This is a genomic window from Ammoniphilus sp. YIM 78166, from assembly GCF_004522215.1.
Classification (GTDB): Bacteria; Bacillota; Bacilli; order Aneurinibacillales; family RAOX-1; genus YIM-78166.
Genome location: NZ_SDLR01000001.1, coordinates 733,093 through 754,512 on the forward strand (window position 1 = coordinate 733,093; position 21,420 = coordinate 754,512).

The window sequence follows — 21,420 nt, forward strand, 5'->3', positions numbered from 1 at the left end:
GGGTTCACCTGCTTTCATATTAAGGCCTTGAGAATTTCGTTCCACGACATGACAACGATTCCTGTAGGGATATGTTGAGTATTAAAGCCGAATTGCTCGGTCCAATAGTAGGGTCCTATAATGGTATTCCAGGCTTCGGATTCATTGGGCAAGAGGCCGAAGTAGGTATGAATCTTATAACGCTCGGTAATCTGCTGCAATCTTATGCAATCTTGTAAAGAAGACTCCTGACATTGATCTTTGGGCAGGAACACACACATCTCAAGCTTATGGGGGTGTAGATTTCCCGTGATAAATGCCCCGCTAAACCAAACCTCAGCAGGAGTGAGTTGACGTTTTACTTCTGCTAACCATAAAAAAGAAAGTGTGAAGATCTCTTCGCGTGTTTTGGAATCGGGAAAGTCGAGCACAAATTGCTGGACGAATTCCTGGTAGGTATAAGAATGAAGACCAGGCAGAATCGATCCGCTACTATCGAATGGCTCCACCATGATTTCCCCTTCCTTTTTTTCGTATGCTTATTTTCCCAAAATGAGGGAGATTTATGCAGGCGGACGCTCCGTTCTATTTCTTTAAGGTCACGCATAGCTTAAGAAAAAACAAATTCATAGGACTTGAAGGGGGGGCTATAAAAGTGAAGTTGATCAGAGAGTATACCAACGCCTACGATTTAGCTTCAGAAATTGCAGAAGAGCTAGCTCAACAGTTTGGTTGCCATGAACCCGTAGAGTTTGACTATGATCGTTTTGAGAAGCCTGGCGATATTCGTTTTACGTTTGTCCTTGAAGGGATGGAAATTGAGATCTATTACTCCAGCCTAGTGGAACGTTATCAGACGGTGAATGGTTTTGTCAGTTCCTTTAAACAAGCCACATCCTAAAACTCATTAAATAGGTAAGGCCATGAATGCTTTTTTCAGAGCATTGATGGCCTTTTTTATGGGCAAGATAGCTAGACAATGATGATGTAATGCAGGGTGATTCTATATGCACAGATTAATAATTGTCTTTTTATCTTCCATTCTCATTGCATTTGCGTTTAACAGCTTTCTTCTGCCCAATAAGATCTTAAGCGGCGGAATCTCAGGGATTGCGATGATGATAGGCCTGGTTACACCGTTAAATACCGGAATGACGATTTTTGCGCTCAATGTTCCGATCTTCGTCGCTGGCTATCTTAAGCTCGGTAAGAAATTTGTAGCTTACAGTATTTTTTCAGTCGCGGTTACCTCGATTGCTATGCAATATATTCCACAGAAGGCATTCACCGATGACTTGCTTCTTTCCTCCGTTTTTGGCGGGGTTATTGCAGGGATAGGGATTGGATTAATTTTCCGATTCCGTGGGTCTACCGGGGGATTCGATATTATTGGACTGTTGTTGACCCTTAATAAGGACTTTCCTCTCGGGGTTGTCATCTTTGGAATGAATGCGATAGTGGTGTTTATTGCAGGATTCGTATTTAGTTGGGAAGAGGCTCTTTACACCATGCTATCCATCTACGCAACAGGACGTGTGATTGATACGATTCATACGCGTCATATTAAATTAACCCTTATGATTGTGACGGATCAAGGCGATTCAGTAAAGGGAAGCCTTTTATCGGAGTTGCATCGGGGGATAACCGTTGTAGAAGGTGAAGGAGCTTACACCAAAGAAAGAAGAAAAATTCTGTTTGTCGTCATATCCCGGTATGAATTATCTGAGGTTAAAGCCATCATTAGGAAGAGCGATCCCAATGCTTTTGTTAATATCACGCAAACGGTGGAAGTCATGGGGTCCTTTCGAAGGGATTAAAAACTACATAAGAACACTAAAAAACGACGTCTAGTGAAGGACGTCGTTTTCTTTTCCATATAAAATGCTTGCTTCAATAATTTGGAGGATATCCTCCGCTTGAATTGATCCTAACCCGTGCTTAAGAACAATAGGAAGGTCGAGTTCCTGCTCGGTTAGTAATCGATACAATTCAGGCCTTACAGATAAAACGATTTCTGAAAGCTTCAGCGTTTCCATCTGACATCAACCTTTCTAATCGTAATGGGTAAGCAATCGATCAGAACGAATGGTGTTGCCTGTCATGCATCTCACAGTAATCTAAAATTCATGCCTTATTATAGCATAGTTCGATGGAATTAATCTATTACATTATTTGCCCATCTTTAGCATAACCATTGGTAAAGGAGGTGGCGAGGATCATGAGTCAACAATGGAGTACGCATAAGGTGGAGACCAAGTCTCTTCTTGCCCTAGAGGATCAGCAACGCTTCTGGAGGAGATTGCATCATTATTTTTCCGTCCAAGGTATGCTTCGGGAGCAAAGGAAAAATGGGGTTTGGGTTGATGTGCTGTACAGACGCGATCAGCAGTGGGAGGTTTATTTTTCCGCTCCCCCTGAAATAACCCCTTATTTGGCCAAATGGTTTAGAAAAGATAGAAAAAGGTCGAATAAGCTTGAGGTGAATTTTACGCAGGCGGAGCCGGGGACATTAGCCGTTCCGACAGATTCGACGATATGCGAGCTAAAACTGGCTTTCGACAATTTATTTGCGCTTCCTACTCATCAATCTACCCTCCTGCCGCAATCTCTTTCATTAAAGTCAGGAGAAGCTGCTAGGGTCAGCTTCTGCATAAGACCCATTCCAACGGTCATGTGGAATCATTATAAGCCTAATCTAATAAAAAGCAAAATGGAGCAAGGCATACGTATGGGAAGGGGCAAAGTAGAAGCAGCGGGGTGGATCCGTGTGTTGCTCTATTATATTACTCTGTGGATGGAGAAGCTCCTTCCCATGAAGAATGTAACCATACAGGATGTACCCTGGTTATCGCAGGGAACCATCCGCAAGTTAAATGATTGTCATTTTGAAACCTATGTCCGGATTGCGGCACCGCAACGATTCATCGCTAAGCTTGCTCGACCTTTTCAAGGAGAAGGGGGAGAAAATCAATTTATCATATCCTTTTTGCCAAGAAAAGAAGAGAAGACGGTAAGAAAAGAGCTGGATCAACAAAGGCTAAGTCTTCTTACCCGAAGTGACTTAAATCCCAATATTCTAGGCAGCAGGGAAGTATCCAATATGCTATCCTTCTTCCCCAGTGCGCAAAGTTCTGGACGAGATCAAGCTAGTCCAAATTTATAGGGATAAAATCTCTCCTCTGTGAATATAGAATAATATTCCACATTTTTACACAGAGGGGAGATACCAAGCATGCACCAGAAAAGCCTAGTTACACTTATGACTGCACTATTGACCTTTGTCATTTTCATACAAAACCCCTATTTCGCTGTACTCGGACAAGCTAGTCCGTATGACGATTCCGAAGAGTTCGTTGAACAACCAGCGTTAAAGGTCATGACTATAGAGGAACCGGTCATCACGCCTGATCCTATAGAGGAGGCAAGAGAGGAAAAACAGTCGTTAGATAATACGACCGCTTCTATCCTTTATCAAACGATAAAGGAATCGGAGGAGATCCATCGTGAATTTGTTAAGGAAGTAAGGACAACAGATGTGACTCGACTTGATTTACGTAAACCTTCCGGTTTAGACAAGGAAACAGCCGATGCCCTGCTAGAGGGGACAGGCCTGGAAGGTTTAGGTAAGGCATTCGTCGAAACGGAGGAGCGCTACCAGGTCAATGCTTACTACTTAATCGCACACGCCGCTTGGGAGAGTGGGTGGGGAAAATCAAGGATTTCAAAAGAGAAAAACAATCTTTTTGGTTTCGCTGCCTACGATAAAAGCCCTTATCATAGTGCGAAAGGTTTTCGCAGTAAGGAAGAAGGCATAGATGTGGTAGCCAAGTATGTACAGGAGCATTATCTTAATCCAAATGGGCGTTTTTTTAATGGCCCACACTTGAAGGGGATGAATGTGCGTTATGCAACAGATGAAAATTGGCAGCGCGGAATTGCTAAGGTAATGACCGGCCTGGCAAACAAGGCGACAGAATACAAAAAAGGCTAAGAGCGTAAAGGCTCTTAGCCAACAGTCTTAAGATTTTCTTCGGAGGGCAATAGCCAAGGAAACAGCAAGGCCGCCCCAGATAAGTACTGCACTCAACCCAAACATAAGCATTGCGGTCCCTGTCATTTAAGCTACCCCTTTCTTGTTTAACGACTTGGAATGCTTCCAGCTTAGTCTAGTAAAGAACCAGGCTATTGCCATTACTAAAAGTACGCTACCTGCACCAAGGGTGAGAAGTGCACTGATTGGATAGTCTTCATATGGTTCTCTAAAGGCTCCGATCAAGTTCTGAGCATAGATAAATAACAAAATCGATGGTGTAATAAATTTAAGGATGATTTCCCACCAAGCACCGATGCGGAAATCCGAGGTCGCATTTCCAGCTTCACGAATATCTCTAAGCTTGTAGAACCATCCAAACAGAATTAATTGAATGAGTCCGGAAAGCAAGATGCCAAAGCTATTGATAAAGTGATCGACGATATCTAAGAAATACAATCCAGCTCCCGTCGCATACAACAGGCTTACACTGAAGGAGACGGCTGTTACCCAAACCACGGCTCTTTCTCGGGTAAGGTTAAACTTATCACGGATGGCTGCAACCACAACTTCCATAATCGAAATCGCTGATGTGATACCCGCCAATACGAGGCATCCAAAGAATAGGAAGCCAAAAAGATTATTAAAGGCAGGAAGCGTGTTAATCACTTTCGGGAAAACGACAAAGGCAAGTCCAATTCCACCGGCAGCAACTTCACTAATATTAACGTTATTCTCGAATGCCATGAAGCCCAGGATGCTAAAGACGGTGATTCCCGCGAGAAGCTCGAAGCCTGAGTTTCCAAGGGCGGTAATAAAGGCGCTGTTATTCACATCACTCTTTTTCGGAAGGTAGCTGGCATAAGTAATCATAATTGCGTAACCAATACTTAAGCTAAAAAAGATTTGTCCATAGGCAGCAATCCATGTTTTGTAATGCCAAACCTTAGACCAGTCTGGGGTAAAGAAGTGATTCAGTCCCATGGCAGCTCCTTCTAGGGAAAGGCCACGGAAGGTGATGATCAGGAATAGGAAGATGAGAAGAGGCATGACGAATTTACTGACTCTTTCAATCCCGCTTTTAATTCCCTTATACAAGGTAATGAACACGATGGACCAAACAATGACTAGCGGTAGAATCAGGTGAGTTTGTAATCCTCCCATATTCCACACGCCATCTGTGACCCCTAGGAAGTCGCCAAATAAGAATCCTTTTGTATCGTCTCCCCATTCTAGGTTAAGACTTAACTTCGTGTAGCTTAAAGCCCAGGCAATGATGACGGAATAGTAGGTGATGATTACAAACGAGATCAAGACTTGGAACCAACCCATCCATTCCCATTTTTGATTTAGATTTCTCCAGCTTAAAGGAGCGGATCCGCCCCCCTTTTTCCCGATTCCAAATTCGAGGATTAAAATAGGAATCCCAGCTGTGAGAAGTGCGAATAAATAGGGGACTAGAAAAGCTCCTCCTCCATTTTCATAAGCGACATAGGGAAATCTCCAGATATTCCCGAGTCCGATAGCTGAACCGACAGCAGCTAAAATGAAGCCTGCTCGGGTTCCCCATTGTTCATTGTTCATGTTGCGTTCCTCCTTGATTGTGTGCGTCTGAATGTTGGAAAAATTAAAGGCGTGATTTAAAAAGTAGATGAATCATAGCACCTATTATTTTATTTGTAAAGTAATAATTGTCTGAATTTCGTTGATGACTAAGGGTTTCCACAAGAAAATATATTACAATTCATCTTTGCACTTGTAAAGTTGAATTTATTTACAGCACAATTTGCTCATTGAAGTATCAGCCTGTTTCTTTTAATATAGAAAAAGCTATATAGAGAGGAGAAAACGATGAGTTTTCAAACATACTACCTATCCAACGGGATTCGGGTGCTGATTAAACCGATTCCTACGAGTTTTAAGGTCTGTATCGATCTTTTGGTCGGGGTAGGCTCCCAATATGATCCTGTGGGGAAAAAGGGGCTCGCCCATTTTGTAGAACATATGATGTTTCGTGGAACGAAAAAAAGAGGATATAAACAAATTTCTATAGACACCTTGAAGATTGGCGGCTATCTGAATGCCTTCACAGAGCGAGATACGACCACGTATACGCTAGACGTCCCCTACAGGCAGATGGAAGCAGCCTTGGACATTTTGCTTGACCTGTACACAGATCCCCAGTTTCCTGAAGAAGATATCGAGAAAGAGCGCTCGATTATCCTTGAGGAGATCGACATGTACAACGATATTCCTACCGAGTTTCTGATGGATCGTTTTATGGAAACTCTCTATCAGGATCATCCATTCGGCGACCCGATTCTTGGTACCAAATCAAGTGTACAGAAGATCACGCGCGCTGATGTGGAAGGATTTTATAAACAGTGGTATTTCGATACGACCTTCACCGTTTCGATAGCGGGCCGAGTGGAGCCTACAGACATTCTACCTATACTCGAGCAGAACCTAGGCAAAATACCTCGGACCGCCACGCCAATGCCGGTGAAGAGTAGTGTCCAGCCCAAAAAGCAAGCGGTCCGCTACCACCGCGAGGTCGATCAAGCACAAATGCTTCTCGGTGTACCTGCCCCTGGTCTTGAGGACCCGGATCGCTTGGCGATACAAGTGATGAATGCGATTCTTGGAGGCAATGAAATCTCGCGACTATATCAACGGATTCGCGAGGATAATGGGCTTGCCTATGCGGTAGATACGAACCATGATGCTTGGCTAGGAGAAGGCTGCTTTATGGTCAGTGTCGGTTTAGATCATCGAAAAATGGGTGAAGTCGAATCGATCATATTAGAGGAATGGGAACGAATGAAGAACGAGCTCGTGAGCGAAGAGGAGCTCGTGGTCGCTCGCAATAGCATGGAAGGTTCAAGAATTATGGAGCTTGAAGGAGCAGGTGCTTACAATTCCTATATGGGTTCCATGGCCGTAAGAGGACTGCTTGTAGATCCGGAGGAAGAACTCAAGCGACTCCAAGAGATCACCGCGGAGGATGTCCAGCGTGTAGCCAAGCGAATCTTAGATACGAATCATTATATTCTAGCGGCTTTACTTCCGCGTAGGAAGTCAGCCAGGAGGTAGTATCCCAATCTATGTATGCCTTTGGCCGAAGGACTATTAAGACAGCGATCTCGGTGATGGCGTCGCTATTTATCGCGAATTTACTAGGCTTAGAACCAGCGGTTTTTGCCGCGGTAGCCGCTGCCCTCTCGATTCAGCCTACCAATAAACGCTCCATGAGATACGCGGTAGAACAAATTCAGGCGAATATGGCAGGGGCATTCATTGGCGTGGTAATTGCCATGTTTTTTGGGGTTCATCTTTACACGGTAGCCCTTGCCATCATTGTTGTCATCACGATTACAAACTTGTTTAAATGGAAGGATAGTATCCCTTTAAGTATCGTGACGGTTATCTTTATTATGGAGGCACCGACCGAGGATTTCTTGTTCTATGCCTGGAATCGATTTCTGATTACCTTCGTTGGTGTTGTGGTTTCAGGAGTCATTAATGTTACCTTGCTGCCACCGAAGTACGTGACGCATCTGCGTCGGCATTACGAGCAAGCTCTGAAGCTGCTTATTGTGTACATTAGCAAGTGGCAAGCGGATGGGGTCTTTCATTTAAAAGAAATGAATGGACTCAAAGACGTGATTCAGCGAACCCATCAATTTGAACAATGGATGAGAGAGCAGTCCAAGAGTGAAGTGCATCCAAAAGGCTACTATAAAGGGCTCCATATTGAATCAAGTAAAAATGAGCTCCTGAGCGATTTTCTATTGGTTACTGAGCACTATAGCCGAATAAGCTGGACAGAAGAAGACCGAAGTAAAAGCCAGGAGCAAATTAAGGGACTCTATGAGTATGTGCTAGCTGTCATGGCACATACTCATTTACCTCAGGGCTATGGTATTGACTTGGCCTGGTGGAAGGAAATTTATTTGCGGAATCCAGATTCCTCCATAGAACAAAGCTATATCGAGATCTTGGCTGCTTTGGGGAGGATGGAGAAGCGACTGCGAAGATATAATCGTTACGTAAGTAAGGAAAACAAGATTTCCTTGCTTACAGAAGAAAATCGCTGGCTGGCTTGGAAGTGGAGATGGTAGCTTACTCATGACGAGTAAAGCTGCCATCTCTTTTTTTCAATCTCATAGACAAGAAAAGCTTGTCCGAAAAGAAACTGTCTATGTTTTTTTTCTTGGCTGTAGGATGCTTGATCTGCCAAACGGACAAAAGGAAGCTTTTCTAAGGCTTTTCTTGCGCGTGAGTTGTTCTCGGCGACCCACAAATGAATCTGTAGCAGCTCAAGCTCTTCAAAAGCGATTTGTAATAGGCAACGCTTGGCTTTTTCGTTTAGCCCGGTGCCACGATAAGCGGAACCGATCCAGGTTCCCATTTCTGCTGATTTTGCTTCCAGATCGATGGAGGTGAGCAGGATCAAACCGGCCACGTTTTTTTCTGAAGCCTCAATGACGTGTGCTAGGCAGAAGCCAAGAAATTCACTTGCTTGGATCTCGTTTAGCCAGCGGCTGAATGTTTCCCTCGAGCCTAGAGGCAGATCGAGAAATGGGGTTGCTCCTTTATCTGGCTCGAATAGCTTGTATAGGAGCTCGTCATCGCCTTCCTGAAGGCTACGAAGCATAAGCAAACACTCCTTTTAGAAAAATCGGGTACATGCCTAACACCCCTTGTTTTTATTCGTCATATCGTGCAGTAGATGAATAGGGGAGGCGGATAAAAGCCGATGGCGCCAAAAAAGAAAAAAGCTCCAGTATCAGTTCAGGATAACATGAAGCATTACCTCAAGATGGTACCTGTTGATACCTGTATCCATTGTACCCAACAATGCCGCAGAGGTCTCGAATATATCGACAAAATGTCTAAACCGGGGGCCATAGGCTATGGTGTACCGTGTCATCTAACCAGAGGAACTCCAGTCCAGGAAAATAAAGTGAAGAAAAAGAAATAAGCCCGGCATGCTTGGCATGCAACGGGCTTTTCTTTACCTATTCTTTAATCAAGTAATAAGAAGGATAACTTGCCTCATATTGGCTGATCTTGTCCTCGTGCTCTAACGATAAGCCAATGTCGTCTAAGCCCTTTAGCAGGAATTCTCTGCGGAAAGGATCAACGTCAAAGGAGAATTCCAAGCCTTCGTTGTCTGAAATCGTTTGAGCCTCTAGGTTAACCGTTAGGCTATAGCCTTCTTTGTTTTGCGTTTTTTGGAATAGCTCTTCAACCTGCTCTTCAGAAAGCTGAATAGGCAAGATCCCATTCTTGAAGCAGTTGTTGAAGAAAATATCCGCGAAAGATGGGGCGATGATGACCTTAAAGCCATAATCCAATAGAGCCCATGGAGCATGCTCACGGGATGAACCGCACCCGAAGTTCGCTCTTGCAATGAGGATATTGCTTCCTTGATAACGTGGTTTATTTAATTCAAATTCAGGATTGACCTGTTCTTGTTCGTCAAAACGCCATTCGAAAAACAAGAATTGCCCGAATCCAGAACGTTCAATTCGCTTTAAAAATTGCTTAGGAATAATTGCATCAGTATCGACATTGACCCGGTCAAGCGGGGAAACTACACTGGTTAATGTTTTGAACGGTTCCATTGTACATCCACCCTCCTAGTTAAATTTCCACTGACGAACATCAGTGAAATGTCCTTTAATAGCTGCTGCTGCTGCCATGGCTGGGCTGACCAAGTGCGTTCTTCCGCCGCGGCCTTGGCGGCCTTCGAAGTTACGGTTGGAAGTGGAAGCACAACGCTCCCCAGGAGCCAAAATATCTGGATTCATTCCTAAGCACATGCTGCAGCCTGCTTCACGCCATTCGAAGCCAGCAGCTTCAAAGATTTTGTCCAACCCTTCCTCTTCCGCTTGCTTCTTAACGGCTTGCGAACCTGGCACGATCATGGCGCTCACCGTAGAAGCTACTTTATAGCCCTTAGCTACTTGAGCGGCTGCACGCAAGTCCTCGATTCGGCCGTTGGTACAGGAACCGATAAATACGCGGTCAACGCTGATCTCGGACATTGGCGTTCCTGGAGTTAAGCCCATGTATTCTAAGGCAACCTTAGCCGCTTTTTGTTCATTTGCACTAGTGAAGTTTTCTGGATTAGGAACCGTCTTGGTGATATCGGTACCCATTCCTGGGCTGGTTCCCCAAGTGACCTGAGGGATAATCTCAGAAGCTTCAATTTCAACGATACGGTCAAATTGTGCACCTTCATCTGTCTTCAACTGCTTCCAATCGGCAATAGCCTTCGCCCACTCTTCACCCTTCGGTGCATAGCGGCGTCCTTCAAGGTACTGGAAGGTTGTTTCATCTGGAGCGATTAATCCGGCTCTTGCGCCACCTTCGATTGTCATATTACATACCGTCATACGATCTTCCATGGAAAGCTTGCGAATAGCTGAACCCGTATATTCAATGACGTAACCTGTTGCAAAATCAGTACCGTACTTTGCGATGATCGCAAGAATCAAATCTTTACCAGTTGTTCCGGCTGGCATATCGCCATTTACACGAACTTCCATGGTCTTGGATTTTGCTTGTTGCAAACATTGGGTGGCTAGTACATGCTCGACCTCGCTGGTGCCAATACCGAAAGCTAAAGCTCCAAAAGCACCATGTGTAGACGTGTGGCTGTCTCCGCACACGATGGTTTTTCCCGGTTGGGTAAGACCAAGATCCGGACCAATGATGTGCACGATACCTTGATCAGGGCTATGAAGATCGGCTAAAGGAATACCGAATTCCTTACAGTTCTCAACAAGTGTTTCAATTTGTTGCTTGGAAATCGGATCAACCACGTTGAATCGGTCCTCTGTGGTAGTAGGGACGTTGTGATCCATCGTTCCAAAGGTCAGGTCAGGCCGGCGGACTTTTCTCCCAGCTAGTCGAAGACCTTCAAAAGCCTGAGGCGTCGTTACTTCGTGGATAAGATGAAGATCGATAAAGATAAGAGCGGGTTTGCCAGGTTCTAGGTGAATGACGTGTTTTTCCCAGATTTTTTCGTACAGCGTTTTTGGTGTCATCTTTTTATTCCCCTTTCTGATGTCGAACTAATTAATTTATTTTTAACATTTTAATCGCCTTAGGTCTAAGATATAATATCTATAAATACTATAGGTTTTACCTATAACTAGGGAGTGGAACAGGAGTGGAACTACGGCAACTTGAATATGCCCTGATGTTGGCAGAGGAGCGTAATTTCTCCAGAGCCGCGGAGAAGCTGCATCTTGCCCAGCCCTCGCTTAGTCAGCAAATGATCAAATTGGAAAAAGAGCTGGGAGTTCAGCTTTTTGAACGCCGACCAGGCGATATCCAATTAACCTATGCGGGAAAAAGATTTGTAGATCAAGCATCTCGAATCTTAGACCAAGTAGAGCAGCTCAAGCAGGAAATGGAGGATCTGACGGATAATGCCCGTGGTGAAATTGTCATTGGTACGCTACCCATAACAGGTTCTCATTTGCTTCCTGCGGCTCTCCCTTTATTTCAAAAGGAATTTCCAGGGATAGAACTGGTCCTTGTCGAGGAGCCGACCAATCAATTGGAGCAATTAACGCTTAAAGGACAGACTGATATTAGTTTACTGTCTTTGCCGCTAAGTGAAAAGGGTTTGGAAATCATTCCCTTGTTAGATGAGCCTATTTTACTAGCGGTTCCTCCGCATCATCCCTTTTCTCTGAAAAAAGAGATTGCCTTGCGGGATTGCAAGGAAGAGTCTTTTATTTTGCTGAAAAAAGGACAAGGCTTCCGAGAAATTTCCCTGCGTTTATGCCAGGAGGCAGGCTTTGAGCCCCATGTGGTGTTTGAGAGCACGAACATTGAAACCGTTCAATCTTTGGTTGCATCCGGATTAGGGGTGGGGTTCATCCCTAAGATGGTGACGAGAACAAGACGCTCCGCGCATGTCCCCATTTTCTTGCCGATCAGCGACCTCAACCCTACTCGGACTCTTGTAATCGGTTATAAGAAGGGAAGGTACCTGTCCAAAGCTGCAGAATCCTTTATTCATATCATGCGCAAGGTTGTAGAGTCAGGGAACTATTAGCACATCGTATGTTTTTTTCAGGCGTTATTCTATGCTATAAATGGAGAGAAGACAAACTGTTAAGGAGGATGCTGTATGAAGATGAAGGTGCAAATCGAATATTGCAACATGTGAAACTTCTTACCGAAAGCCATCAGGTTGATGGAGGAGCTTATGGACGATAGTAACTTCAGATACGATATAGAAGAAATCAACCTCTTGCCTAAAGGCGGGGGGATCTTTGAGGTAACAGTCAACAACCAATTAATCTATTCCAAAAAGGAAAAGGGACGTTTTCCGGAAAATGAGGAAGTTCCGACACTGATTCGTCAGCTGGGTTAAAAGAAAGGGTGTGCTCCAAGAGCCACCCTTTATGAATTTACATATTCCGATTGAAATGAATTAGCCCCTGCATGAACGGAGAGAAGTGTATCCGCATAGCCCACGAGTCGATTAACGAGTTCATCTGCCAAGGCATAGACGAGGGGGTAAGCTTCCGGTTGATGAAGGGCAGGATCATCTAAGATGACTGTTGTATGAATAAAGATTTCTTTGTTACCATATAAGTCATAATGAACAATGGCTTTTCCCGCTGCACCCTGGGTTTGGGGATCATGGTAGTTGGGAAGAAAAACATACCATTCCTCTGCGGAAGCAGAACGGAAGTTTTTGGTAAAGCTCATATGCTGGAGTTCGGCTTCAATCTTTTGTTTGATTTCAGGGGTCATCAGCTCGACGACTTTATCGTTCATTGTCATCCCTCCTAGGAGGAATTTTGTCCAAAAGGAGCGATTATGAAACCAGTTAAACCTTTTGAGGCTTTCATCTTTGATATGGATAATACCTTACTGCAATCCAAGATTGATTTCTTTAAGATGAAGAAAGTAGTCTATGATTTTCTTGTGCGTGAGAAGCTTCTACCGAGTGAATTTTCCTGGATGGATAAAACGCCCTCACAAATTATCGAATGTGGTAGAACCCATGATGGATTTCAGCAGGTGGAGAAAGAGGTTTGGCAGCTAGTGGCAGAAGTAGAGGCCGAAGGGATGAAGAATGTGGTTCTCGAGCCTTATGCCATGGAGTTACTGGCTCATTTAAAGGAGCGAAATAAAGTAATCGCCCTTCTCACTAATAACGCCTATGGTGCTGCTGCAAAAGCCCTAACGGACTTGTCTGTTCTCCATTTGTTTGATTTTGTCGCTGGCCGGGAGCAGATGGAGGAACTCAAGCCCTCCCCATCCGGCATTTTTCATATTCTTGCACATGACCCGACTAGACCTAAAGAGGAATGGGTCATGATTGGAGATTCCTGGATAGACGGGATGGCAGCCTCTCAAGCAGGAATTCCATTTATCGCTTACCAGGCTAGTGTCTCTGAGCTTGAAAAAAAAGGGGTTAGCCCGCTCAGAGCAATTGACAGCCTGAAAGAGTTGCATCATTGGATCTGATAGTACATAAGCGAGGCTAGGGTTGCTCATAATACCACCAAGAATCGGGTTATCCCTGAGAAAAGAAAGGAAAACGAGCGATGGATGTGGAAAAAGAATTAGAGCGTTTATTAATAGAAGGAGAACTCCCTCCGCAAGACGAGCAAAAAGAGGCCATTAAAAAATTGCCTCCTAGGTGGGTCGCTATATCTCCGAGCAGCTTTAATCAAGTCGAAGAAGAAACCAAAATCATTCGCAAGTATGTCCCAAAAGAAGAGGACGAAGCGAGACGAAAGGTGAAAAAGAATGATCGAAGTTACAAGTCTAGAACAGTGGAATGAACAAATTCATAAATCAGAAATAACGGTAGCCAAGTTTTATACGACTTGGTGCCCAGATTGTCATCGTATCGATCCTTTCATGCCAGAAGTGGAAGAACAATTTTCGAATCAGATCCAGTTCGTTTCATTGGATCGCGATAGATTTCCAGAGTTGGCGCAAGAACTCGATATTTTTGGTATTCCGAGCTTCGTTGCTTTTCGCGAGGGTAAGGAGCTTATTCGCTTTGTCAGTCGGTTAGGCAAGTCTCGGGAAGAAATTGAGCAATTCTTAAATCGCGTAGTTCAGGTCAGCCAGGCCTTGGAAACATAAGAGGTGTTTGTATGTCTAAACTTACTTTGGGGATCGATATTGATGGAACGCTAACGGAATTCGATTCATTCCTTCCCTATTTGAATCAGCTTTTGAATACTCAGGTCAAACCAGAGCAAATCATTCAGTATGACTTGCACGAGATTTTTGGGATGGAGTATCAAGCGTTTTCGGACTTGTTTGATAAGCACAGTATTCCCATGTATGAGAAATCGGTACCAAGACCCTGTGCAAAGGATCAATTGCGCTGGATGGATCAGCGGTTTGACATCGTGTATATTACGGCCAGGTATAAAGAGTTTGAAAAGCTAACACAGGAATGGCTGCGTGAGCATGGGTTTCCAAGCCGTCATATCGTGTGCACAGGTTCACATGATAAGGTGGAAGCCATTCGGAATCACCAAGTCAAACTGATGGTTGAGGACCGTCTGGAAAATGCCCTGCAGATCTGGGATGATCTTCGTGTTCCGGTATATCTGCTGGATACGCCTTACAATCAGGCAAAACTTCCTTCTGGAGTCATTCGGGTCAACAACTGGCATGATATCCAGAAGGACCTCCTTCAAAAAGGGTATTAATATGTAACAATTTCTTAAAACTCTTGAACTAGCATAATATGGTATAGTCAACATAGCTGTGAGTTCAAGGGGGTAGTTGAAATGGAGATGCAAAAAGAATTAACCTATGATGAGATTCAGATCGGCAATCGGACTCATTTTACAAAGACGATTGCCGATTATGATATTTACCAGTTCGCTGGCATTACGGGAGACTTTAATCCTATGCATATTGATGCGGAGTTTGCCCAAAAAACGTTTTTCAAGGGTAGAATCGCCCATGGAATGCTCAGCGCCAGCTTTATATCAACTGTGTTGGGGATGAAGCTTCCTGGACCTAACACGATCTATCTTGCCCAGAATCTCCGTTTTCTGGCTCCGGTCTATATCGGAGACACGATTAAGGCTGAGGTTGAGGTTATTGAGAAAATCGATGAAAAAAAGCAGATCAAGTTAAGAACAACCGTCTACAAACAAGATGGAACAAAGGTGGTTGACGGCGAAGCCTTAGTCATGAAAAAATCGCTAACGTAAGTAAAATCCGAACATTTTATCAGTTTGGAATAAAGTAAGCCTTTTTTAGTTGATAAATGTTCGGATTCCGCATAAAATGGTTATGGGAAACCACATATGTCATGTAAAGGTAGGGGTACGCCCATGGCCGATTTATCTGGACTTCGACAGTTAACACAATTGATTCGACATTTTGAGAAAAAAGTAGAGGGTGCCCAGTTAAGAATCCTGACTCATGAGCATCGTGAAGAGATCGCGCGCTTCATGGCAGAGGGGCTTCTCGCAGCAGACCAGACTCAAAAAATCAGAATTGAAACCAGCTCGGGTGAATATTTGAATCATCTCGCCATTCTTGAAGTGGGCGGGAACAAATATACGTTTTCTAAGGATCATCAGGGAGTGTTCATAAGTGAGATTAACTACTACACCTGCAGGATCACACCCGATTCACATGGTATTCTTGTTTACCATCAAGATTATCCCGGAGTGATTCATGATGTTTCTCGGGTACTTGCTGAAAACAAGATCAACATATTCAGCATGAACGTGTCGCGGGAGCAGAAAGGAAAGTCTGCCCTTCTCGTATCGCTTACGGATGAGGAAATTTCATCTGCTATCATCAGCAGACTGCAGCAATTGCCACAAGTCCATCAGGTCTTATCTTTGCAATAATCCTAAAAGTTGGGTGTACGCCTGGCGACCGCCAAGCGTACACCTTTGTTTTTTTATGTTATGATTAGAGAAAAATCAATGATGCAGGTGTTAATGATGAATATTTTATCGATGGAGTCCGTATCCAAATCATATGGCATAAAGCCTCTTCTAGAGGATATTACTTTCGGTATTGAAGCGGGACAAAAGATTGGGCTGATTGGGGTAAACGGAACAGGAAAGTCTACGTTCCTCAAAATCGTAGCAGGTATCCTTCCGCCTGACCAAGGAAGAGTCGCTGTCGGGAACCAAGTGCGGATTCAGTATTTGTCCCAGGAACCTGTTTTTGAGCAAGATATGACCGTGTTGGATTATGTATTTAAAGGGGATTCCCCGATCATGAAGCTTGTCCACCGATACGAGCAGGTGCTAGAAAGTCTGAATCAAAGCCCGGAAGACTTGCGCCTGCAAAAACAGCTTCATGATTTGATTCCGCAGATGGATACGCTTGACGCTTGGGAGCTTGAAACCCATGCCAAGTCCATCTTAACCCAATTAGGCATAATGCAGTTCTCTCAGCAAGTCCAGGCGCTATCCGGCGGCCAGAAAAAAAGAGTAGCGATGGCTCGGGCTCTTATTCACCCAGCTGACCTCCTCATTTTAGATGAGCCTACCAACCATATCGACCATGAAACGGTGGAGTGGCTAGAAGACTATTTGGCTAAATATCGAGGAGCCTTGATGCTGATTACCCATGATCGTTATTTCCTAGATCGTGTCGTCGGCCAGATCATTGAACTCGAACAAGGGAAGCTCTACCGATATGAAGGGAATTATTCGGCATTTCTGGAACAGAAAGCGCTGCGGCTCGAGCAGCTGGCAGCATCTGAAGCCAAGCGGCAAAATATCCTTCGACGGGAAGTGGCTTGGCTCCGACGCGGGGCCAAGGCTCGAACCACGAAACAAAAAGCGAGAATTGATCGCATAGAGGATTTACAACAAGCGGGTTATGAACAAAAAAACGAATCGATCGATCTGGCTGCGTTAAGCACGAGTCGTCTGGGGAAGAAGGTGTTAGAGCTTGAGCATGTCACGAAACGCATAGATGGACGAACCCTGATCCAAGATTTTAGCTATATCGTCCTACCTGGTGACCGAGTAGGGATCATTGGCAAGAATGGCTCTGGAAAATCTACCTTGCTCAACATGATTGCGGGCCGTATTTCTCCGGATGAGGGACAGATTGAACAGGGAGAAACCGTGCGACTTTCCTACTACGATCAGGAAAGCATGAACCTAGATCCTTCCATGAAGGTGATCGATTATATTAAGGAAGCTGCTGAAGTGATCTATGCGACGGATGGATCCGTGCTTACCGCATCGCAAATGCTCGAACGTTTTCTGTTTCCGCCTAGCATCCAGTGGAATCCGATTGCTCGTCTCTCGGGAGGAGAGAAGAGACGCTTGTATCTCCTGCGCACGCTAATGGAACAACCGAATGTTCTTTTGCTCGATGAGCCGACGAACGATCTAGACATACAGACGCTTACCATCTTGGAAGACTACCTTGACCAGTTCCCAGGAGCCGTTGTGATTGTGTCCCATGATCGGTTTTTCTTGGATCGCACAATCGACCATCTATTCTACTTCGATGACCATGGCATCTTGCAGCCTTTCTTCGGAAACTACAGCGACTATTTAGAAAAGAAAAAATCAGAAGAAGTAGTTCAAAAGCAAGAAAAGAAAGAAGTGAAGCAGCAAGAAATGTTGGCTGCCGCCGCTCCTTCAGCCAAGCCTAAAAAGATGACGTTTAAAGAACAAAAGGAATTCGAACAGATTGAAGGGAAAATTGCGGAGCTTGAAGAACGTAATGCCCAGCTGCTTGCTCAGATCAACGAAGTTGGAGGAGACTATCAGGCACTAGCCGCCCTATCTTCTGAACAGGAAGCTGTTTCGATTGCTCTGGATGAAGCGATGGAACGCTGGGCTGAGCTTTCCGAGCTGGCGGAGGGAACTTCCTAGATGCATGAAGTAGGCTCCAAAAGGAAAGGGTAAAGAGAACAGGAAGCGATAAGGAGGAGGCGTGAAGGTGGACATTCAAGAGAAGCTGCAGTTGATGTTAGATCAACAAATCTTCGGTGCCATTGAACTCAAGGATCAAAGGCAAATTATTGGTACGGTCGATGCCATCGATCTAAGTCAAATTACCTTTTTAGATCACTCCCCCAATGAAATCCAGCCGTTAATTACGGCTGCAATGGAGGACATTGCGGCTGTTCATATCCCAGAGATGAGCTGTCAAGAAGAGGCTGACCCAAAAGTTTAGGCCGGGGGGCGCAATAAGCGGATAGTATTCTGGTTATTTTACTGAGCTCCTGCTAAATGGCCAAATAACCGGAGTCCTATCCGGTAATTTGGATTTAGAGCCCCCAGATGACCATCCAAATGTCAAAATAGTCGGAGTCACGTCCGACTATTTTGGCATTTTTAAACACTTTTCCCCAACATAATCGGAATCTGCTTCGATTAATTGCCTGAGGGCTTCAGTTGGAGAAACCAAATCCTATCGAAAGTTTTCACGTAGAACTCAAGGCTTTTAAACGCTTATGGAGGTAAGGGTGATCGAGCAGGGCTTCCCGTAATCTCCCTTTTTCCTTTTTTACTAACCAGTAGTAATAAAATTGCTTAACCTGAGGGAGGAACGGAAGATTTTCAAAAACTTCTTGTTTGGCTCTCAGATCAATTTTGGATAGCGCGCGTTTCATGATGTCAGGCGAGGTCGCCTGTGCACCGTACTGATCAGCTGTATACTCATCCTTACGGGTAAAGTAGTTTTCGATAGCGAGATGAGCAATCCGGTAGAGGAGAGTTAAGGAGAGCAGCTTTAAATAGGAGATATTGTGGGAGATCAGAGACATAAGCAGAAGGAAGTATCCGGCTTTGTGGACCGGCAGCATGGTATAAAGCAGCTCATCCCCCATCCGGTTGACGAGACGCAAGGGAACCCAGGCATCCGTTCCCATCTTCTGATGCCCTAATTCATGGCCGATGATGGCTCGAAGCTCTTCTTCCTCTAAGAAATCTCGCCATTGAGCGGGAAGATAGATTCTTCGGAAAACATAACCCGCATTCATTCGGTTCCACATGAGGACGCGAACTTCCCCTAGCTTAAAGTCTACGCATACTTCTTTCACCAGGCGATGAGCATCCTCGTCTGGACCTAATTCCTTTTGGATGTGTTGGACGACTTGCTGGGATTTAAGTTGATTAAGCTGTTGGTGCTTCACTTGTCGAAGCCACTGAAAAACTGGGTCGGCAAAAATAAGAACATTGTACCATCCTGCATAAGCGAATCCCTGGGCTGCTAATATGACGTCTTCAATAATCAATTTGGCATAGGTCGCTGACAACACATAGCGAAATGGTAGCTGCAGCATCACATGACACCCCCTATGCCTTCATTTTATGATTGCTTATGTAAACAAAGAAGTGTTTTTGAATAAGATGAAAGCAGCACGAAGTGCAAGGAATAGGGGATGGTGTGGTGAATTTCATTTATGTTTTTCGCTACAAAACATTTTTCCGAAAAATGGAGCTTGCTCTTACAGTGGAAGAGCTAAAAAAAGGTCTGCTGGGGAGAACGACAGCAGGGCAGGGAATGTTTTTGATGGGGGCGGATGCAATCCATACCTTCAACATGAAATTCCCCATTGACGTCGTTTATCTGAATGCAACAGGTCTAGTCATCGGACTCGAGGAAAAGCTCGGACCCAATCGGCAAGGACGGCGGATACAAGATGCTCGGCATGTAGCAGAATTTAATCCGGGGACCATTCGCCAGTACCAAATTAAAGTGGGAGAACAATGGTATTGGCAAATAGCTTCAACGAGTAACGAATAGAGAGGAGTTGTCCCTCTCTATTTTTGCATGACAAGTGTGGCTTCATTGCCAAACAGGGTGAGATGGTTTCCTTCGAACAAAGCAACGACATCTTCACCATCCATTGGAAAATCCATTAGAATTTCCATGGTTTCTTCATCGTTAGGGGATTGAAAGGTGAAGCTGCCATCGAGGCCTTGCACGTCATTTTTGGACATGCTACTTCGAAGCAGTATGGCTTCAAACTCGGTTTGGCTTTCATCCGCGTCCAGGTCCTCATCCTCCCATTGAGTATATTTTACTTTTAGCAAGGCTCCAGTCCATTCTGCCTGGAGCTTAGCAGGCAATTCACTCGGTTTTGTCCATTCCATTGCATTCATTCCTCCATTTCCTAGAGTAAATTATACCATGAATTGCTAGAATAAAAGGGATATGAGAAAATAAAGTGTGTTAATGATATCTTAATCAGGGGGATCCGCAATGAATCCTAATCCAAGAGAAACCAAATGGGTGATTTGGACCTTTATCGGTTTTATTCTAGTTAGTGTGGTTTCAATAGCCTTATTTATGTACTTTTATCTTAGTAAGTTGTAAAAACAAAATGTTCTTACCCTAGAAAATGACATACAAATAGTGTAAAGTCTAAAGTAAATTCCCATTTTTGAAATGGAGCAATCGAATGGAATCGACGGGAAGAATACTGGGATTGCTATTGGCTATAGCTTTATCCATTGGTGTGAACGGGTATTTCTATCTACGATTGAATCACTTTGATTTAGGATTGTTTTTTATGTTGCCAATACTCCTGTTTCTCGGTTGGTTTTTAGGGAGACAATATGATCGTGTGCGATACTTATCGGAAAAAGATGTCCTCACGGAGACTTATAATCGAAGGTTTATTCACGAGATGTTTCCCAAGCTGATCGCACTGACCGAGCGGAAGAATGAGACGATGGCGGTAACCCTTATCGATGTCGATAATTTTAAATGCATTAACGATACCTACGGTCACCAGACTGGAGACCTTGTATTGCAAAGGATATCACAGCTGTTAAGCAAACAAGTCAGGTCAAGTGATACGATAGCCCGATGGGGAGGAGACGAATTTCTCGTCATTGCCCCTTTCACGGATCGTACGGGAAGCGCTTCTCTTCTTCAACGCATTAGTGAGAGTATAGGAGAACTCTCTTCTGAACTCAAGGTTCCCATCACGCTGTCAATGGGAACATCGATCTTCCCCCTCGAAGGAAAAGAGCTAACAGACTTGATTGAAGTTGCAGATCAGAGAATGTATAAGCATAAGCAAAAAGGAGTCGAACAAGATGAGTGAAGAAAAAGGCTGGAAAGAAGTTTCACCACAAGAAGTGGAAAAATGGATCAAAGAAAAGAAAGATATACAATTTGTCGATGTTAGAGAAGTAGAGGAATTTGAGGCAGGTCATATCGAAGGGGTTACTTTAATTCCCTTAAGCGAATTCGGAGAAAGAATGAAGGAGATTGATCTTGATAAGGAGACAGTTTTTATCTGCAGGAGCGGAGCGCGAAGCGGAAGGGTTTGTGAATACCTTTCTTCGCTGGGAAACGATAAGACGTACAATATGGTTGGCGGCATGCTAAACTGGACAGGCGACGTGAAGAGAGGATTATAATCTCATGTGGCAGCCTATACTAAG

The 21,420-nt window shown here is 44.3% G+C and carries 29 protein-coding genes and 1 pseudogene; 20 read left to right on the forward strand and 10 right to left on the reverse strand.

Going from position 1 to position 21,420, the window contains the following annotated elements; translation table 11 throughout:
* Nucleotides 1-14 precede the first annotated feature (14 nt).
* Entirely contained in the window at nucleotides 15-488 is a 474-nt protein-coding gene (locus EIZ58_RS03590; protein ID WP_167577470.1) for a DUF6932 family protein, read from the reverse strand.
* A gap of 146 nt (nucleotides 489-634) precedes the next feature.
* Here EIZ58_RS03590 and EIZ58_RS03595 point away from each other — a divergent pair, with 146 nt between their 5' ends.
* Together EIZ58_RS03595 and EIZ58_RS03600 are read left to right on the forward strand one after the other, a co-directional pair.
* Nucleotides 635-880: a hypothetical protein gene (locus EIZ58_RS03595; RefSeq protein WP_134699141.1), complete on the forward strand. Its 246-nt coding sequence runs from the start codon at nucleotides 635-637 to the stop codon at nucleotides 878-880.
* Between the two features lie 106 nt (nucleotides 881-986).
* Entirely contained in the window at nucleotides 987-1,796 is an 810-nt protein-coding gene (locus tag EIZ58_RS03600) for a YitT family protein (RefSeq protein WP_134699142.1), read from the forward strand.
* 30 nt (nucleotides 1,797-1,826) lie between these two features.
* On the opposite strand, the gene EIZ58_RS03605 is transcribed toward EIZ58_RS03600, so the two are convergent.
* Nucleotides 1,827-2,015 (reverse strand): hypothetical protein, encoded by a 189-nt coding sequence (locus EIZ58_RS03605; protein WP_134699143.1) that lies wholly within the window; start codon nucleotides 2,013-2,015, stop codon nucleotides 1,827-1,829.
* 182 nt (nucleotides 2,016-2,197) lie between these two features.
* Between EIZ58_RS03605 and EIZ58_RS03610 the strand changes: the two genes are divergently transcribed.
* Together EIZ58_RS03610 and EIZ58_RS03615 are read left to right on the forward strand one after the other, a co-directional pair.
* Nucleotides 2,198-3,142 (forward strand): hypothetical protein, encoded by a 945-nt coding sequence (locus EIZ58_RS03610; protein WP_134699144.1) that lies wholly within the window; start codon nucleotides 2,198-2,200, stop codon nucleotides 3,140-3,142.
* Nucleotides 3,143-3,211: 69 nt separating this feature from the next.
* Nucleotides 3,212-3,970 carry an N-acetylglucosaminidase gene (locus EIZ58_RS03615; RefSeq protein ID WP_134699145.1) on the forward strand — a complete coding sequence of 253 codons (759 nt, stop codon included), beginning with the start codon at nucleotides 3,212-3,214 and terminating at the stop codon, nucleotides 3,968-3,970.
* A 27-nt stretch (nucleotides 3,971-3,997) separates the two neighbouring features.
* On the opposite strand, the gene EIZ58_RS03620 is transcribed toward EIZ58_RS03615, so the two are convergent.
* Complete coding sequence (locus EIZ58_RS03620) at nucleotides 3,998-4,096, reverse strand: methionine/alanine import family NSS transporter small subunit (RefSeq protein WP_134699146.1); 99 nt, start codon at nucleotides 4,094-4,096, stop codon at nucleotides 3,998-4,000.
* Nucleotides 4,097-5,593: a sodium-dependent transporter gene (locus tag EIZ58_RS03625; RefSeq protein ID WP_134699147.1), complete on the reverse strand. Its 1,497-nt coding sequence runs from the start codon at nucleotides 5,591-5,593 to the stop codon at nucleotides 4,097-4,099.
* Between the two features lie 267 nt (nucleotides 5,594-5,860).
* Between EIZ58_RS03625 and EIZ58_RS03630 the strand changes: the two genes are divergently transcribed.
* Together EIZ58_RS03630 and EIZ58_RS03635 are read left to right on the forward strand one after the other, a co-directional pair.
* Complete coding sequence (locus tag EIZ58_RS03630; protein ID WP_134699148.1) at nucleotides 5,861-7,102, forward strand: M16 family metallopeptidase; 1,242 nt, start codon at nucleotides 5,861-5,863, stop codon at nucleotides 7,100-7,102.
* Between the two features lie 11 nt (nucleotides 7,103-7,113).
* Nucleotides 7,114-8,130 carry an FUSC family protein gene (locus EIZ58_RS03635; protein WP_134699149.1) on the forward strand — a complete coding sequence of 339 codons (1,017 nt, stop codon included), beginning with the start codon at nucleotides 7,114-7,116 and terminating at the stop codon, nucleotides 8,128-8,130.
* Nucleotides 8,131-8,135: 5 nt separating this feature from the next.
* Here the strand turns inward: EIZ58_RS03635 and EIZ58_RS03640 are convergent, their stop codons facing one another.
* Nucleotides 8,136-8,666 carry a GNAT family N-acetyltransferase gene (locus EIZ58_RS03640; RefSeq protein ID WP_134699150.1) on the reverse strand — a complete coding sequence of 177 codons (531 nt, stop codon included), beginning with the start codon at nucleotides 8,664-8,666 and terminating at the stop codon, nucleotides 8,136-8,138.
* Between the two features lie 102 nt (nucleotides 8,667-8,768).
* Here EIZ58_RS03640 and EIZ58_RS03645 point away from each other — a divergent pair, with 102 nt between their 5' ends.
* Complete coding sequence (locus EIZ58_RS03645; RefSeq protein WP_134699151.1) at nucleotides 8,769-8,993, forward strand: hypothetical protein; 225 nt, start codon at nucleotides 8,769-8,771, stop codon at nucleotides 8,991-8,993.
* 37 nt (nucleotides 8,994-9,030) lie between these two features.
* Here EIZ58_RS03645 and leuD read toward each other — a convergent pair whose 3' ends face one another.
* On the reverse strand, nucleotides 9,031-9,639 hold the full coding sequence (gene leuD / locus EIZ58_RS03650; RefSeq protein ID WP_134699152.1) for a 3-isopropylmalate dehydratase small subunit: 609 nt from the start codon (nucleotides 9,637-9,639) through the stop codon (nucleotides 9,031-9,033).
* A gap of 15 nt (nucleotides 9,640-9,654) precedes the next feature.
* Nucleotides 9,655-11,067 (reverse strand): 3-isopropylmalate dehydratase large subunit, encoded by a 1,413-nt coding sequence (gene leuC, locus EIZ58_RS03655; protein WP_134699153.1) that lies wholly within the window; start codon nucleotides 11,065-11,067, stop codon nucleotides 9,655-9,657.
* A 125-nt stretch (nucleotides 11,068-11,192) separates the two neighbouring features.
* On the opposite strand from leuC, the gene EIZ58_RS03660 reads away from it, so the two are divergent.
* Together EIZ58_RS03660 and EIZ58_RS03665 are read left to right on the forward strand one after the other, a co-directional pair.
* Nucleotides 11,193-12,089 carry a LysR family transcriptional regulator gene (locus EIZ58_RS03660; protein ID WP_134699154.1) on the forward strand — a complete coding sequence of 299 codons (897 nt, stop codon included), beginning with the start codon at nucleotides 11,193-11,195 and terminating at the stop codon, nucleotides 12,087-12,089.
* Nucleotides 12,090-12,218: 129 nt separating this feature from the next.
* Nucleotides 12,219-12,410: pseudogene (locus tag EIZ58_RS03665) on the forward strand (Rdx family protein); the annotation flags it as partial.
* A 29-nt stretch (nucleotides 12,411-12,439) separates the two neighbouring features.
* Here EIZ58_RS03665 and EIZ58_RS03670 read toward each other — a convergent pair.
* A complete protein-coding gene (locus tag EIZ58_RS03670) occupies nucleotides 12,440-12,820 on the reverse strand; it encodes a hypothetical protein (RefSeq protein ID WP_134699156.1) in 381 nt (126 codons plus the stop codon).
* Nucleotides 12,821-12,862: 42 nt separating this feature from the next.
* On the opposite strand from EIZ58_RS03670, the gene EIZ58_RS03675 reads away from it, so the two are divergent.
* From EIZ58_RS03675 to EIZ58_RS03710, 8 genes are all read left to right on the forward strand, one after another.
* Nucleotides 12,863-13,516: an HAD family hydrolase gene (locus EIZ58_RS03675; RefSeq protein WP_134699157.1), complete on the forward strand. Its 654-nt coding sequence runs from the start codon at nucleotides 12,863-12,865 to the stop codon at nucleotides 13,514-13,516.
* A gap of 80 nt (nucleotides 13,517-13,596) precedes the next feature.
* Nucleotides 13,597-13,836 (forward strand): VirB4 family type IV secretion/conjugal transfer ATPase, encoded by a 240-nt coding sequence (locus EIZ58_RS03680; RefSeq protein ID WP_134699158.1) that lies wholly within the window; start codon nucleotides 13,597-13,599, stop codon nucleotides 13,834-13,836.
* On the forward strand, nucleotides 13,802-14,146 hold the full coding sequence (locus EIZ58_RS03685) for a thioredoxin family protein (protein ID WP_134699159.1): 345 nt from the start codon (nucleotides 13,802-13,804) through the stop codon (nucleotides 14,144-14,146). Before EIZ58_RS03680 ends, EIZ58_RS03685 begins: the two co-directional genes overlap by 35 nt.
* A gap of 11 nt (nucleotides 14,147-14,157) precedes the next feature.
* Complete coding sequence (locus EIZ58_RS03690) at nucleotides 14,158-14,724, forward strand: 5' nucleotidase, NT5C type (protein ID WP_134699160.1); 567 nt, start codon at nucleotides 14,158-14,160, stop codon at nucleotides 14,722-14,724.
* Nucleotides 14,725-14,805: 81 nt separating this feature from the next.
* Nucleotides 14,806-15,237: a MaoC family dehydratase gene (locus EIZ58_RS03695; RefSeq protein ID WP_205672104.1), complete on the forward strand. Its 432-nt coding sequence runs from the start codon at nucleotides 14,806-14,808 to the stop codon at nucleotides 15,235-15,237.
* A gap of 123 nt (nucleotides 15,238-15,360) precedes the next feature.
* On the forward strand, nucleotides 15,361-15,888 hold the full coding sequence (locus tag EIZ58_RS03700) for an ACT domain-containing protein (protein WP_134699161.1): 528 nt from the start codon (nucleotides 15,361-15,363) through the stop codon (nucleotides 15,886-15,888).
* A 96-nt stretch (nucleotides 15,889-15,984) separates the two neighbouring features.
* On the forward strand, nucleotides 15,985-17,889 hold the full coding sequence (locus EIZ58_RS03705) for an ABC-F family ATP-binding cassette domain-containing protein (RefSeq protein WP_134699623.1): 1,905 nt from the start codon (nucleotides 15,985-15,987) through the stop codon (nucleotides 17,887-17,889).
* A gap of 67 nt (nucleotides 17,890-17,956) precedes the next feature.
* Complete coding sequence (locus tag EIZ58_RS03710; protein ID WP_134699162.1) at nucleotides 17,957-18,193, forward strand: hypothetical protein; 237 nt, start codon at nucleotides 17,957-17,959, stop codon at nucleotides 18,191-18,193.
* A gap of 250 nt (nucleotides 18,194-18,443) precedes the next feature.
* On the opposite strand, the gene EIZ58_RS03715 is transcribed toward EIZ58_RS03710, so the two are convergent.
* Nucleotides 18,444-19,304 (reverse strand): M48 family metallopeptidase, encoded by an 861-nt coding sequence (locus tag EIZ58_RS03715; protein ID WP_134699163.1) that lies wholly within the window; start codon nucleotides 19,302-19,304, stop codon nucleotides 18,444-18,446.
* Between the two features lie 107 nt (nucleotides 19,305-19,411).
* On the opposite strand from EIZ58_RS03715, the gene EIZ58_RS03720 reads away from it, so the two are divergent.
* Nucleotides 19,412-19,768, forward strand: coding sequence for a DUF192 domain-containing protein (locus EIZ58_RS03720; protein WP_134699164.1), 357 nt, complete (start codon nucleotides 19,412-19,414; stop codon nucleotides 19,766-19,768).
* Between the two features lie 17 nt (nucleotides 19,769-19,785).
* Here the strand turns inward: EIZ58_RS03720 and EIZ58_RS03725 are convergent, their stop codons facing one another.
* The gene (locus tag EIZ58_RS03725; protein ID WP_134699165.1) at nucleotides 19,786-20,118 is read right to left on the reverse strand and encodes a hypothetical protein; all 333 of its coding nucleotides are present in this window, start codon (nucleotides 20,116-20,118) and stop codon (nucleotides 19,786-19,788) included.
* A 308-nt stretch (nucleotides 20,119-20,426) separates the two neighbouring features.
* Here EIZ58_RS03725 and EIZ58_RS03730 point away from each other — a divergent pair, with 308 nt between their 5' ends.
* Together EIZ58_RS03730 and EIZ58_RS03735 are read left to right on the forward strand one after the other, a co-directional pair.
* Nucleotides 20,427-21,077, forward strand: a complete 651-nt coding sequence (locus EIZ58_RS03730) for a GGDEF domain-containing protein (protein ID WP_134699166.1) — start codon at nucleotides 20,427-20,429, stop codon at nucleotides 21,075-21,077.
* On the forward strand, nucleotides 21,070-21,396 hold the full coding sequence (locus EIZ58_RS03735; RefSeq protein ID WP_134699167.1) for a rhodanese-like domain-containing protein: 327 nt from the start codon (nucleotides 21,070-21,072) through the stop codon (nucleotides 21,394-21,396). Before EIZ58_RS03730 ends, EIZ58_RS03735 begins: the two co-directional genes overlap by 8 nt.
* Nucleotides 21,397-21,420: the final 24 nt, after the last annotated feature.